The sequence below is a fragment of the Salinicola tamaricis genome, from assembly GCF_003006155.1.
GTDB classification, from domain to species: domain Bacteria; phylum Pseudomonadota; class Gammaproteobacteria; order Pseudomonadales; family Halomonadaceae; genus Salinicola; species Salinicola tamaricis.
Window position 1 is genome coordinate 356,017 of sequence record NZ_CP023559.1, and the last position, 13,216, is coordinate 369,232.

At 65.0% G+C, this 13,216-nt stretch carries 10 protein-coding genes and 2 pseudogenes; 3 read left to right on the forward strand and 9 right to left on the reverse strand.

All coding sequences use genetic code 11. The annotated features are described in order from the left end of the window. Positions 1-134: 134 nt before the first annotated feature. The 3 genes from CN538_RS01590 to CN538_RS01600 all read right to left on the reverse strand — a co-directional run bounded on the left by CN538_RS01590 (position 135) and on the right by CN538_RS01600 (position 3,995). A complete protein-coding gene (locus tag CN538_RS01590; protein WP_106418338.1) occupies positions 135-800 on the reverse strand; it encodes a response regulator in 666 nt (221 codons plus the stop codon). A 389-nt stretch (positions 801-1,189) separates the two neighbouring features. After that, positions 1,190-3,142, reverse strand: coding sequence for an acetate--CoA ligase (gene acs / locus CN538_RS01595; protein ID WP_106418339.1), 1,953 nt, complete (start codon positions 3,140-3,142; stop codon positions 1,190-1,192). 259 nt (positions 3,143-3,401) lie between these two features. Beyond that, positions 3,402-3,995 (reverse strand): SprT family zinc-dependent metalloprotease, encoded by a 594-nt coding sequence (locus tag CN538_RS01600; protein ID WP_106420520.1) that lies wholly within the window; start codon positions 3,993-3,995, stop codon positions 3,402-3,404. A gap of 161 nt (positions 3,996-4,156) precedes the next feature. Between CN538_RS01600 and CN538_RS01605 the strand changes: the two genes are divergently transcribed. Then, entirely contained in the window at positions 4,157-4,855 is a 699-nt protein-coding gene (locus CN538_RS01605; RefSeq protein ID WP_106418340.1) for a YecA/YgfB family protein, read from the forward strand. A gap of 9 nt (positions 4,856-4,864) precedes the next feature. On the opposite strand, the gene CN538_RS01610 is transcribed toward CN538_RS01605, so the two are convergent. Both CN538_RS01610 and CN538_RS24775 read right to left on the reverse strand, forming a co-directional pair. Next, positions 4,865-5,986 carry a phospholipase D-like domain-containing protein gene (locus CN538_RS01610; protein ID WP_106418341.1) on the reverse strand — a complete coding sequence of 374 codons (1,122 nt, stop codon included), beginning with the start codon at positions 5,984-5,986 and terminating at the stop codon, positions 4,865-4,867. A 631-nt stretch (positions 5,987-6,617) separates the two neighbouring features. Further along, the gene (locus tag CN538_RS24775; RefSeq protein WP_340638219.1) at positions 6,618-7,067 is read right to left on the reverse strand and encodes a hypothetical protein; all 450 of its coding nucleotides are present in this window, start codon (positions 7,065-7,067) and stop codon (positions 6,618-6,620) included. Between CN538_RS24775 and CN538_RS24780 the strand changes: the two are divergent. Together CN538_RS24780 and CN538_RS21650 are read left to right on the forward strand one after the other, a co-directional pair. Continuing rightward, positions 7,054-7,925: pseudogene (locus tag CN538_RS24780) on the forward strand (1-acyl-sn-glycerol-3-phosphate acyltransferase). The gene CN538_RS24775 and the pseudogene CN538_RS24780 overlap by 14 nt on opposite strands. Continuing rightward, a complete protein-coding gene (locus CN538_RS21650; protein WP_242495467.1) occupies positions 7,874-8,575 on the forward strand; it encodes a lysophospholipid acyltransferase family protein in 702 nt (233 codons plus the stop codon). The pseudogene CN538_RS24780 and the gene CN538_RS21650 overlap by 52 nt, the downstream one beginning before the upstream one ends. Before the next feature lie 592 nt (positions 8,576-9,167). Here the strand turns inward: CN538_RS21650 and CN538_RS01620 are convergent. From CN538_RS01620 to CN538_RS01635, 4 genes and pseudogenes are all read right to left on the reverse strand, one after another. Beyond that, entirely contained in the window at positions 9,168-10,325 is a 1,158-nt protein-coding gene (locus CN538_RS01620; RefSeq protein ID WP_106418342.1) for a porin, read from the reverse strand. 457 nt (positions 10,326-10,782) lie between these two features. After that, the gene (locus CN538_RS01625; protein ID WP_242495468.1) at positions 10,783-11,727 is read right to left on the reverse strand and encodes a ProQ/FINO family protein; all 945 of its coding nucleotides are present in this window, start codon (positions 11,725-11,727) and stop codon (positions 10,783-10,785) included. A gap of 61 nt (positions 11,728-11,788) precedes the next feature. Beyond that, positions 11,789-12,289: a dihydrofolate reductase gene (locus CN538_RS01630; protein ID WP_422917597.1), complete on the reverse strand. Its 501-nt coding sequence runs from the start codon at positions 12,287-12,289 to the stop codon at positions 11,789-11,791. Between the two features lie 53 nt (positions 12,290-12,342). Next, a pseudogene (locus tag CN538_RS01635) lies at positions 12,343-13,138 on the reverse strand (thymidylate synthase). Positions 13,139-13,216 lie beyond the last annotated feature (78 nt).

Below are 13,216 nucleotides of genomic sequence, written 5' to 3' on the forward strand. Positions count from 1 at the left end.
GGAGAAGAAAGCCACCCCACGCAAGACGCCCGCACGATACGCCCATTGTGTATACGCAGTGTGGGCGCGACATGCGGGCGTCGCAGGTATTCGGGAGAGCCGGGGCCCGAGCCGTGGCTTATTCGTGCCGTAGCTTAGTTGTCGACCACCTTGGGCGGGTCGATCTCCAGCTTCTGCGCCGCGATCACCGCCTGGGTGCGGGAGTGCACGCCGAGCTTGCGCAGAATGGCGGTGACATGAGCCTTGATGGTGGCTTCGGAAACGTTCAGCTCGTAAGCGATCTGCTTGTTGAGCAGCCCCTCGGTGAGCATGTTGAGCACGCGGAACTGCTGCGGGGTGAGCGAGGCGATCGCCTCGGCGAAGCGGGCGTCTTCCTCGTTGCCTTCGCCCATGGCATCGGCCATCTCGGCGGGCAGCCACACTTCCCCCTTGAGCACTTCACCGATCGCCTCGGCGATGGCGTCGAGCGAGGCCGACTTGGGAATGAAGCCGGAAGCGCCGTAGTCGATAGCGCGACGCACCACGTCGAGCTCTTCGCTGCCCGAGACCACGGTGACCGGAATATCCGGCATCTGCCCGCGCAGCTGAATGAGCCCGGAAAAGCCGTGTGCCCCCGGCATGTGCAGATCGAGCAGGATGAGATCGGCATCCGGATGACGCGTCACCACCTCGGTGGTCGCTTCCATGGTATCCGCTTCGACGATTTCTGCCTGCGGCGATACCTGGCGCAGCGCCTGATTGAGCGCCGCCCGGAAGAGTGGGTGGTCATCGGCAACGATGAATTTCTGGGCAAAAGCCATTGAATCTCCTCCGGGACTGTCGAAACGTCGAGCGAGTTCGGGGCATGTGGCTCGTCAACGGACAAAGTGGTTCAACTTTGGATTAATGGCATGTTACCCCATGCAATCGTCGATTCCCAAGCCTCAAATCGAAGCGGGAAAAAACCGCCGCCCGACGCTACTGCAGGGGATGCCTGGACGCGAAAAACCCGGCGTAAAAAGCCGCTCTCCCCGCCACAAAGAAGGGGGAATCACTCGCACTACCGACTTAACCCAGGATAATGCCGATACCGCGTCTTTATCCGCAACGCTCGGATTAAAAGCGTGGGCATCGACATCCTCACGAACCACTCATTTAGTCATACAGATGAAAACCGGGCTTATCGAGTAAGCCCGGTGTCTACACCTTTTCATGACTTGATATGGCGATTCTCGATCAGATCCTCGACCACGCTGGGATCGGCCAGCGTCGAGGTATCGCCGAGACCGTCGCACTCGTTGGCCGCGATCTTGCGCAGGATGCGGCGCATGATCTTGCCCGAACGCGTCTTGGGTAGTCCCGGCGCCCACTGGATCACATCCGGCGTGGCAATCGGCCCGATGTCCTTGCGAACCCACTGCTTGAGGGTCTGCTTGAGCTCATCGCTGGGTTCGACATCGTCGTTGAGCGTGACGTAGACGTAGATGCCCTGCCCCTTGATGTCATGGGGATAGCCCACCACCGCGGCCTCAGCCACGTCCGCATGGGCGACCAGCGAAGACTCGATCTCCGCCGTGCCCATGCGGTGACCGGAGACGTTGAGCACATCATCGATGCGCCCGGTGATCCAGTAGTCGCCGTCAGCATCGCGACGGCAGCCGTCACCGGTGAAGTAAACGCCCTCGTAGGTCGAGAAGTAGGTCTGCACGAAGCGCTCGTGATTGTTCCAGATCGAGCGCGCTTGCCCCGGCCAGGAGTCCAGAATCACCAGGTTGCCGTCGGTCGCCCCCTCGAGACGGTTGCCGTCGTTGTCGAGCAGTGCCGGCTGCACGCCGAAGAACGGCTTGGTCGCGCAGCCCGGCTTGAGATCGGTAGCACCCGGCAGCGGCGTGATCATGTGCCCGCCGGTCTCGGTCTGCCACCAGGTATCGACGATCGGGCAGCGCGAGTTACCTATCACGCGGTAGAACCAGTCCCACGCTTCGGGATTGATCGGCTCGCCGACGGTCCCCAGCACCCGCAGCGTCTCGCGCCGGCTGTCGTCCATGATGCGCTCGCCATGGGCCATCAGCGAGCGGATCGCGGTGGGTGAGGTATAGAGGATCGAGACCTCGTGCTTGTCGACGATCTGGCCGATCCGCCCGTGGCTCGGGTAGGTCGGCACGCCTTCGAACATCAGCGTGGTGGCGCCGTTGGCCAATGGCCCGTAGACGATATAGCTGTGGCCGGTGATCCAGCCCACGTCCGCGGCGCACCAATAGACCTCGCCGTCGTGGTAGTCGAAGACGGCACGGTGGGTCAGCGCAGCGTAGAGCAGATAGCCGCCGGAGGTGTGCTTGAGCCCTTTCGGCGTGCCGGTGGAGCCGGAGGTGTAGAGGATGAACAGCGGGTCCTCGGCACTCATGGTCTCCGCTGGACACTCTTCGGACTGCGCGTCGACCTGCTCGTGGAACCACTGGTCGCGGCCTTCATGCCAGGCGATCTCGCCACCGGTGCGCTTGACCACCAGCACATGCTCGACCACATCGGTGCCGTCGCGGGTCAGCGCCGCGTCGACGTTGTCCTTCAGCGGCACCTGCTTGCCGCCACGCACCGACTCGTCAGCGGTGATCACGATGCGTGACTGGGAGTCGACGATACGTCCGGCCAGAGCATCCGGCGAGAAGCCGCCGAACACCACCGAGTGCACCGCGCCGATACGCGCACAGGCGAGCATCGCCATCGCCGCTTCCGGCACCATCGGCATATAGAGAGTGACGGTGTCGCCCTTGCCCACGCCCATCGCCTTCAACGCGTTGGCCAGCTGCGATACCCGGGCATGCAGCTGGCGATAGGTGATCACCTTGTGGTCGGCGGGATCGTCGCCCTCCCAGATGATCGCAGTCTGATCGCCACGGGTCTCCAGGTGGCGGTCGAGGCAGTTGTGGGCAACGTTGAGTTCGCCATCCTCGAACCAGCGAATATCGACGTTGTCGGGAGCGAAAGAGGTGTTCTTGATGCGCGTCGGCGGGCGGCTCCAGTCGAGCGCCTTGGCCTGCTCGCGCCAGAACCCCTCGGGATCCTCCACCGACTGGCGATAAAGTGTCTCGTAGCGCTCGCGATCGAACCAGGCCTTGTCTGCCAGCGCCTGATCGATAGGATAGACCCGCTGCTGCTCGCTCATGGCGATCCCCCTTTTATTCGGATTCGAGACTTTTACTCGGACTCAACGGCCGACGCGCCGACTTCCGGCGACCCGCGCGACCCTCGCTGTAACGGTGAAAGCTCAATCAGCTCAATGTGATAGCGGATCGGCTACGAAGACCGCCAGCATATAACGCTGGCGACGGTCACCCCCTATTAGACCTTCGTCTGACCACAACTGGATCGCAGAGCAAGTCGGAGCCAGCGACGACCGGCTAATCTCCGAGACCACCGCCCGCTTACGCTCCCCCCTGCCCAACCGCATCACCGGCGTCGTACCCAGCATAGTCCAGCTCACCGCGGCAGCGGCGGCAGCGATAACGGGTGCCGCGCTGGGCGCCGGCGTGACGCCGCGCGCTGAAGCGATGGGGCTGGGTGCAGTGGCAGCGATAGAGATAGGGCATGGGGCTGGCCCGGGCCACGTCGAAACGGTGGGTGACGGTCGGCGCCAGCCCGTAGAGGCCGCGCATCACGCGCTGCCACTCCCGCCCATGGGGCCGAGCGCGAAGACCCTCGTCGAGATGGAACACCAGCCAGTGGGCCATCTCGTGGGGCACGATCTCCTCCATGAAGGCGGCCCGATTCTCGTCGAGCAGGGTGGCGTTGAAGCGCAGCCCGCCGCGCTGATAGTGCGCCTGCCCGGCGCTGCGGCCGCGCAGATCGAACCAGATCCGCGGACGCGGCAAACCGGGATGGACCTCCCGCGCCAGCTGCCAGGCGGACTCGGCGCGCGCGACCAGCGTCTGCAGGGCGGCGCGGTCGAGCCGAGCCAGAGCGTGAGGGTCCGCGGGGGCGAGTGCAGGCGTACGCGGCGAGGATGAGAGCGAAGTCATGGGGCGGTCGCGTGGCATGGCTGAGTTTCGATGATGGCGGGCGCCAGGGTCGATCGCTACGGGCAGGCGATGAGCGGGACGCCGATGGTAGAATGCCGCCAACGACGGGAAGCGTCCAGCGCACCCGCACCGCGATTCTTCACTTCAGTCCAGGAGCTCCCATGTCAGCCGACCACGACGACGCCATCGACAGCCATCCGCCGCTGGACGATACCGGCCTGGCGAGGCTCGACGAGCTTCTCGCTCCCGAGCAGCTGGGCGAGGAAGCCCCCGATGTGGTCAGCGCCCACGGCTTCCTGGTAGCGCTGGCCGTGGCGCCGCAGTCGCCGCCCCAGGGGCAGTGGCTGGCGGAGCTGTTCGAGACGGCACCGGCGTTCGCCGAGCTGGCGGCGCGCGACGAGGTGATCACGCTGATGGAGACGCTGACACGCCAGGCCGGAGACATTCTCGAACGCGGCGAGTGGCTGGAGCTGCCGTTCGACACCGAACTCGACGACGACGGCGAGATGGCCGCCGCCATCGAGGACTGGTGCGCGGGCTTCATGCAGGCCGTGTTTCTCGATGAAGCGACCTGGTTCGCCCAGGACGAATCCCACGTCGCCGCCCTGCTGCTGCCCTTCATGGCGCTGTCGGGGCTGTTCGAAAAGGAGCCGGAGATGGCCGAGATGGTCGCCGACGAGGCGCAGTTCAGCGCCCTGGCCACGCAGTTGCCGGAATTGACCCTCGACCTCTACCTGCATTTTCGCGTACCGCCGGAGGCGCCCAAGCGCGGCCCGGGCAAGCCGGGCGGCAAGCACGAAGGCAAGTCCCGCGGCGGCGCGCGCAAGGGTAGCGCCCGACAGCGCGGCGGCAAGCGCTGAGGCGCGCGCTTACTTGAGCCGCGTCATCCAGGCGTTGACGGTGCCGAAAGCCCATTCACGCACCCGCTGCCACCAGGGTCGGCGCCGCCAGGAGGCGGCGTCGATCCGCTGGCTGGCGGCGAAGTTGCGCTGGAACAGCTGAGCGACCTCGGCGGCGAAGGCGCTATCCTCGATCTCCTGGTTGGCCTCGAGATTCCACTGCAGGCTCCAGTGGTCAAAGTTGCACGAACCCAGCGAGACCCAGTCGTCGGCGACGCAGAACTTGGCGTGGATGAAGGTGGGCTGGAACTCGTAGATCTGTACGCCGGCCTTGAGCAGGCGCCCGTAGAAGCGCTGCCCGGCGTAGCGGATACCCGGATGGTCGTGATGCCCGCCGGCGAGCAGCAGACGCACGTCGATACCCCGCCGCGCGGCTTGGGCCAGCTGCCGGCGCAGGCTCAGGGTGGGCACGAAGTAAGGCGTGCACAGCCACAGCCGCTGGCGCGCGGTGGAGATACGCCCGTGGAGCGACAGCCGGATCGCCTGATAGCGGTGGCCGCGCCCGGAGATCACCCGCCCGCGGGCGCCCTCCCCCGCCACCGCTTCCGGCGCCGGCGGCAGGCGCGGCGAGAGCCGGGCCCGCGAACGCCCGCCCCGGGTCAGCGGTGAGTCCCACACCTGCGCGAACAGGCGCATCCAGTCATGGACCACGGGCCCTTCGACCCGCACCGCCACCTCGTACCAGGCGTCGACGAATTCGTCGACGATGCCGAAGCCACCGGTGAATGCCACCTCGCCGTCGACCACCACCAGCTTGCGGTGGTCGCGCATCAGATTGCCGCCCAGACGGGTCACCGAGAGCGGGTTGAAGAAGCGCAGCTCGACCCCGGCGGCGCGCAGGCGCTGGCGGTCGCGCCGTGCAAGCCCCATGCTACCGACGCCATCGAGCATCATCCTTACCGCCACGCCACGTGCCACCGCCGCCTCCAGCGTCTGCACGAAGCGTTCGGCCAGGGCCCCGGACTCCATCAGATAGAGTTCGATCCACAGCTGCTCGCGCGCGCCCTCGATCGCCGTCCGCATGGCTGGCCAGAAGCGCTTGCCTTCCGGGAGTAGCTCGAAGCGATTGCCGCCCTTCCATGTTGCGCGCATGCCACCTCCCGCCGCTGGTATCGGCCCCGATTGACGCACGTTTCGCCGCGCCAGAAAAGAGCCTGCCCCGCTGGCGTCGTCCGCACGCGTCCGAGACACCGTGCGCGCCATCGTCGGCACCAGCGGATATCGCTATACTCATGAATTTGCGAGGGCTTCAAGCATGCGGTCATTCAGCGGCACGGGGCGACTGTGGCATCGCTTGATGGGCGCCAGCGTGCGCCGCTGGCTCGGCTTCCGTCTGATCGAGCCCGACCCGGTGGCCCTCGCCCCCGAGCCGGTGACGCTCTACGTCATCCCGCATCCCGCACTCAGTGACGAGCTCGCAGTGACCCAACTGACCCGTAAGCTGGGGCTGCCCGATGCCGGCCGCCGGGTCGAACTGAATGGGCTCATGCTGCCGGCCTGCCTGCCGCTAGCGCGACTGCGCCGCACCTGGCGTGGCGTCAAGACCCAAGGTACAGAGTCGCTGGGCCCGCTGCTTGCCGCACTCGAACAGGACCCCACGCTGGACGTGCAGCTGGTGCCGGTGAGCGTGTTCTGGAGCCGCGCCCCGGGCAAGGATTTTGGCTTCTGGAAGATGCTCGCCGCCGACGACTGGGCCTGGAGTGGCCGTCTGCGACGCCTGCTGTCACTGATCGTCAACGGCCGCCATCTGGAAGCCCACCTGGGTGAACCGATCCGCCTGCGAGCACTGCTCGACGACCCACAGGCCCGGCTGACCCAGCGCACCCTGGCCCGAGTGCTGCGGGTCCACTTTCGCCGCGTGCGTGCCCGGGTGCTGGGCCCCGATATCTCCCACCGCCGCACCCTGGTCCGCGGCGTGGTGGGCAGCCCGGCGGTACGTCAGGCGATCGACGAAGCCGCCTCCGCCAACCGCAGCCACGCACTCAAGGAGCGCAAGCGTGCCGAGCGCTATGCGCGCGAGATCGCTTCCAACATGTCCTACCCGGTGCTGCGCTTCCTCTACGAGCTGCTCAAGCGACTGTGGAACCGGCTCTATGACGGCGTCGACGTCCACGGCCTCGACGCGGTCAAGGCAATCGCCGGCAAGCGCACCCTGGTCTATGTGCCCTGCCATCGTAGCCACGTCGACTACCTGCTGCTCTCCTACGTGCTCTATCGCGAAGGCTTGATGCCCCCGCACATCGCCGCCGGACGCAACCTCGACATGCCGTTGATCGGGCCTGCTGCGCCGCGGCGGCGCCTTCTTCATGCGACGCAGCTTCAAGGACAACCGGCTCTACGCCGCGGTCTTCAACGAGTATCTGCACCGCCTGATCGCCCGCGGCCAGCCGATCGAGTACTTCATCGAGGGCGGCCGTTCGCGCACCGGTCGCATGCTCGACCCGCGTCCCGGCATGCTGGCGATGACGCTACGCTCGTTCCTGCGCGATGCCACCCGCGACGTCGCCTTCGTGCCGGTCTATATCGGCTACGAGAAGGTACTCGAAAGCAATGCCTACCTGCGCGAACTGCGCGGTGGCAGCAAGAAGAAGGAGTCGCCGCTGGATCTGTTGCACGTGCTGCGCCATCTGCGCCAACCGCACGGCCGGGTCGCGGTCAACGTAGGCGAACCACTGTCACTGACCGATTTTCTCGATGGCATCGCCCCCGCATGGCGTGAAACGCGTAGCCAGCCCCGCCCGAGTGGCTCAAGCACGCGGTGCCGCAGTTGGGCCACGCACTTTCCGAACGCATCAACGACGGTGCCACGATCAATGCCGTCTCGCTGGTGGCCATGGCGCTGCTGGCGACACCACATCACACCATCGAATCCGATCTGCTGGCGCATCAGGTGGCACTGCTGGTGCGGCTGCAGCAGCGCGTGCCGGGCAGCGCGCACTGCCGCCTGCCCACGGGTGACGCTGCGCCTGGATCGACCAGGTGGTCGCGCTCGGCTTCATTCAGCGCCGCCCCCAGGCGCTGGGCGAGCTGATCAGCGCCACGCCCGAACAGGCCACACTGCTCACCTGGTACCGCAACAACGTGCTGCACCTGTTCACGCACCTCGGGCTGGTGGCCTTCGCCTTTCGCAACAACGTGGCGTTCTGTCTCGACGAGCTGGACACCCTGCTGGCACCGGCGTGGCCGCTGATCGCCCGCGAGCTGAACGCCCGCGAGGTGGCGGATCATAGCCAGCACCTGGCGGCCACCCTCGACGCCCTGAGCGCCGAAGGGCTACTCAAGCAGAGTGACAGCGAGTGGCGCCGCCAGCCCGGCCACCTGGAATCCAGCGAGCAGTTGCGTCTGCTCGGCCAGCCAGTGCAACCGACCCTGGAACGCACCTACCTGCTGCTGGCCTCGCTGCTGCGCTATCCGAGTGGCGAGCTGACCCGGGAGACGCTGGAGGAGCACAGCCGCCTGCTGGCCGAGCGGCTGACGCTATTGGCCGGACTCAACGCGCCGGAGTTCTTCGATAAGCGGCTCTTCTCGGCGCTGCTGGAAACCCTCGAAGCGCAGGGGTGGCTACGGGTGGAAGCGGATCGGCTGCACTACGACGAGGCGCTGATGCGCGCGCAGAAGCGCAGCCGCACCCTGTTCGACCCGGAACTGCGCCACCGGCTGGTACGACTCACCCGGCAGTGAGCCGGACCGGCGCGCCCTGTTCGAGCACTCGTTCAAGTGTGGGTATTGAAAGCCCCATTCAGTCTCCTCATACCCACACTTATGCCTCCCTCTTCGGGCCTGCGGGTGCCGCTAAGAAGCAGCGAGCATCGGTTGAGGGGCATCGTCCCCGCCACTTCGTCGGAACTCGAGAAGCGCTATCCATCGTGATGGCGCAAAGCCGATGGGCTTCGATGATCTTGGCCAAGCAGTCGCCTATCTGGCGCCAATGCTCACCCCGTGGTGAAAAACCCCGTGGTAAAAAAAGCCGCGAAAAGGCAGCAAGAGCAGAGGCCAAGAGAGATGTGATACAGGATCGCACGGCGCTCACGGCTACGCAGAAAGAGGCCGCAACAACGCGGGGAAAGCTCCAGATCGATACCAGGCACCGACCTTTAAACGAACGACGACAGCGACGGCATCAGGCAGGCAGAAGCATCGAGATCGCTGGCATCGGCGAAGTAGGCCGGCGAGAAAAAATGCTCAAGTCTGCTGACAGACAAACACGAAAAAGCCGGCCCGAGGGCCGGCTTCGTTCGAACGAGCGGCCGCAGCCGCTCGTGTCGGGTATCGCTTAGAAGCTGTAGACAGCACCCACAGCGACGCCGTTGCCCACGTCGTGGGTACGGTCGTACAGGGCGCCTTCAACGAAGGTGTACATCGCCGGCGAGATGTTGTAGGTCGCACCGAGGACGAATTCGTTGAAGTTGTCGTCGCCAGCGTAGTTGCCAGCGTCGTTGATAGCACCACGGTTGGTAGCCAGAGCCACTTCTTTGTCGGCGTCGACGTACTGGTAGGAACCGTAGAGGTCACCAGCGAAGTTGTCGGACAGGGCGTAGCCGTAGCGTGCGCCGACGGCGTAGCGCATGATGTCGCCGCTTTCGCCATTGATCTTGAGGTCGCTGTTTTCGACCTTGGCAGCCAGACGCAGGGTGTCGATGGTGTACTGAGCAGTCACACCGTAGGCCTTGGCCTTGACCTTGTCGCCGGTCACGTCGTTGGTCAGCTCGTAGTTGTCCAGATCGTCGTAGACCGCAGCGACGGAGAACGCGCCCACAGCGTACTTCAGACCGCCGAAGAACGAAGCGTTGGAACCACCGTTGCTGTAACCAGTAGCATCGAAGTCGCTTTCCGCGTCACCCTTGTACTGAGTACCGACGGCAAACTGCAGGCCAGCCCAGACCGGAGACATGTACTGGAACTTGTCACCTTCGCGGTCAGCGTTGGCGTTGCCGATGATGCCGTTGCTGCCGTAGATGCCGGCCAGGTCACGAGTCGAGTCGGAAACGTCGAAATACTCGTTGTTGGAGATCGGATCCTGGACCCAGTCGTCGATCAGCGGATCCCAGGAACCCAGGCGGGCGTCACCGAAGTTGCCTTTCAGACCCAGGTAAGCCTGGTCGCCTTTATTCAAGCCGCCGTTGATTTTCTCTTCGTCAGCGTCATGCTCGAACTCGGCCTTGAAGTAGCCGGTCAGGCCCGGGTTGATGACGTGCTGGCCGGAGAAGCCGACGGTGGAGCCGTTGTCGAACAGCTCGTCTTTGGAGCTGGAGCCCTCGATACGACCAGTGGTGTCGTTGTAGCTACCAGTCTCGATGGACTTGTAGGCGATCTGGATGTTGCCGTAGATGTCGAGCTGCGTGCCGTCCTGGTTGTAGACAGTCGCCGCCTGAGCCGCAGCGGAGGCGCCCAGGGCACCAGCAATAGCAGTCGCTAAGAGCGTCTTTTTCATCGCGATAGGTTCCTTAACTAGCTTACTGTTCGATCGTGTCTGCAGATGCAGTCGGCTTCGGTGCCTTCAACCAGCTTCGTCACGCGAACGAATGACGGCTGCGGAACTCTGAAGCCTTGTTATTGTCCAATGCTCGCCGAGAAACCATACTGGACGTGTGGCAAACGCAACAAGAAAAAAACACTGTTTTCGTTGCTCGCCGCGCTGCCCATGAAGGCCCTGGCGCTCATACTTTGCGTCATCATCGACGGCTGAGAGACGTCATCACGCTAGCGCCAAGCGATGTCATTTCAATGACATGGACGCGACACCCGGCGACTGACGCCTCATGCCGGGCGCACCATAGCGCCCGAATCGGCCAGGAAAAATACGACGAAAGTGTTATCGAGCGTGCCATGACACGGCCGACACCTGTGGCGCTCTTGCCACAGCGCCTTCAGCGGATCGCTATCCCGCTTCAGCTATCGTGACGGCCATGCTTGGCCAGCAGCTCGCCGATCTTACGGTCGAGCTTGTCGGCGCGCTGACGCGTCTCTTTCACCTGCTGTTTCTTCTGCAACGCTTCCAACTGGCGCTTGGCGTGCTTGGCCTCCTCGGCGCTGACCACGTCGCTGTCCGCGCCCTGTAGATCGACCCGGCGCGCACCCTCGCGCACCGACTTCAGATAGCGTGGCAGATGGACATAGCAGGCCAGTGCCCGCCGCACCAGCTTCTCGGGCCAGGGTTCGCAGGCGCAGAGATCGAGATGGATACCGGTCTTCAGCGGGCGGGTATGCCCCTTGAAGAACGCCTTGGGATAGCGCTTGTACCATTGGGCCAGCAGCGCGTGGGGCGAAGGCGCTTCGTGCTCGGCGCCGAATGCCAGGGTGCTCTGTGCAGAGCCCGTGTCAGTAGGCTCGGCGCCGCCTACGCCATTCGCATCCTCGGCTGAATCGGTACTTGCCCGCGGTAGCGAAGACGCTGATGAAGCGCTCACCGGGGCGGATTCCGGGATGGCGCTGGCGCCCGGCGCCGGCTGTGGCGCAGGTGCCGACTGCTCGACTGGGGCCTCCCGACCCGCGGAAACCTCGGTTGCCGCGGGCGGCGTCGAGGTGAGCCGCTGCAGCGGCGAAGGCCCCCGCCGCGAGGCGTCGTCGGCGCTCTCATCCCGCGGCCGCGAGCGGCGGAAAGCCAGACTGCCCAGGCCGCGCACCCGGGTGCCACCGTCAGGATCTTCAGGATGGGCATGGCCGCCGGCGATCAGGGGATCGAGCTCGGCCAGCGCCAGCAGGCGCTCCTTGAGCGCGCGATTTTCCGATGCGAGCGTCCTGCTGCGTTCCCGCTCGGCCTCCAGCGCTGCCTGGCTGGCGTCGATCTTGCGCTCGATCTCCGCCAGCAGCGCCTGTGTTCGTTCCGTCAACACGGCCTGACTCCTCCCTCGCTTGTGCGGCGACCCGCGCGTCGAGCGCGCAGGCCGTTCAAACTCAGCCAGAGCTTCCCGCCCGGCGGTAGTGGACAAAAGCATAATCCGGTTGGCCCGGCTTGGCAGCCCCGGGCTCGCGCTCGATCTCCTGCCACTCGGCGGCGTCGAACGCGGGAAAGTGCGCGTCGCCGTCGAGCGTCACCGCCACCTCGGTGAGGTAGAGACGCGATGCCGCTGGCAGCGCCTGGGCGTAGATCTCGCCCCCGCCCATCACCATGATCTCGTCGGCACCGTCGATCAACGCCTGCTGATCGGCAAGCGCCAGCGCCGCGGCCAGATCGTGGCACACCCGTACACCCGCGTGGCGATAACTCGACGAGCGTGTGATCACGATATTCAGCCGACCGGGCAACGGCCGCCCGATAGACTCGAAGGTCTTGCGCCCCATGACCAGCGGCTTGCCCAGGGTCAGCGCCTTGAAGTGCTTGAGATCCTCAGGCAGATACCAGGGCAGCTGGTTGTCCACGCCGATGACCCGATTCTGCGAGAGTGCGGCAATCATCGCCACCGGGGTGTCGAGTTCGGCGCGCAGGGCGCTATGGAGAGTCGCATCACTCATACAGCGATAGGCGCCTTGATCGCCGGGTGGGAGCGGTAGTCTTCGATCGCGATGTCGTCGAAACCAAACGCGAACAGGTCCGTGATATCGGGGTTGAGCCGCAGCCTCGGCAACGGCAGCGGCTCACGGCTCAACTGCAGCCGGGCCTGATCGAGATGATTGAGATAGAGGTGCGCGTCACCCAGGGTGTGCACGAACTCCCCCGGTTCGAGACCGCAGACCTGCGCCACCATATGGGTGAGCAGCGCGTAACTGGCGATATTGAAGGGCACCCCGAGGAAGATATCGGCGCTGCGCTGATAGAGCTGGCACGACAGCCGCCCCTCGGCGACATAGAACTGGAACAGCGCATGACACGGCGGCAGCGCCATCTCGTCGACCAGCGCCGGATTCCAGGCCGAGACGATATGCCGGCGGGAGTCCGGATGGCGGCGAATCTGCTCGACCACCTTGGCGATCTGGTCGATCGACTCACCGTCCGGCGCCGGCCAGCTGCGCCCACTGATAGCCGTAGACCGGTCCCAGGTCGCCGTTGGCATCCGCCCACTCGTCCCAGATGGTGACATTGTGCTCATGCAGATAAGCGATGTTGGTGTCGCCACGCAGAAACCACAGAAGCTCATGGATGATCGAGCGCAGATGCAGCTTCTTGGTCGTCACCAGCGGAAAACCCTGGCTCAGATCGAAGCGCATCTGATGGCCAAAGACGCTCAGCGTGCCGACACCGGTGCGGTCGGCTTTCTCGATGCCGCTATCCAGCACCCGTTGCATCAGATCGAGATAAGGCCGCATGGGGCTCGCACTCCTTGACTAGCGGCACCGCGGGCCGATGACGACAGCCGCACGGTGCTTGAAATCGAATGTCTCGCG

What these genes read in the sequence shown, in the direction of transcription:
- CN538_RS01590 (WP_106418338.1), bottom strand. Translation starts at nt 800, where the DNA reads ATGGCTTTTGCCCAGAAATTCATCGTTGCCGATGACCACCCACTCTTC.
- acs (WP_106418339.1), bottom strand. Translation starts at nt 3,142, where the DNA reads ATGAGCGAGCAGCAGCGGGTCTATCCTATCGATCAGGCGCTGGCAGAC.
- CN538_RS01600 (WP_106420520.1), bottom strand. Translation starts at nt 3,995, where the DNA reads ATGACTTCGCTCTCATCCTCGCCGCGTACGCCTGCACTCGCCCCCGCG.
- CN538_RS01605 (WP_106418340.1), top strand. Translation starts at nt 4,157, where the DNA reads ATGTCAGCCGACCACGACGACGCCATCGACAGCCATCCGCCGCTGGAC.
- CN538_RS01610 (WP_106418341.1), bottom strand. Translation starts at nt 5,986, where the DNA reads ATGCGCGCAACATGGAAGGGCGGCAATCGCTTCGAGCTACTCCCGGAA.
- CN538_RS24775 (WP_340638219.1), bottom strand. Translation starts at nt 7,067, where the DNA reads ATGGCAGGGCACATAGACCAGGGTGCGCTTGCCGGCGATTGCCTTGAC.
- CN538_RS01620 (WP_106418342.1), bottom strand. Translation starts at nt 10,325, where the DNA reads ATGAAAAAGACGCTCTTAGCGACTGCTATTGCTGGTGCCCTGGGCGCC.
- CN538_RS01630 (WP_422917597.1), bottom strand. Translation starts at nt 12,289, where the DNA reads ATGATTGCCGCACTCTCGCAGAATCGGGTCATCGGCGTGGACAACCAG.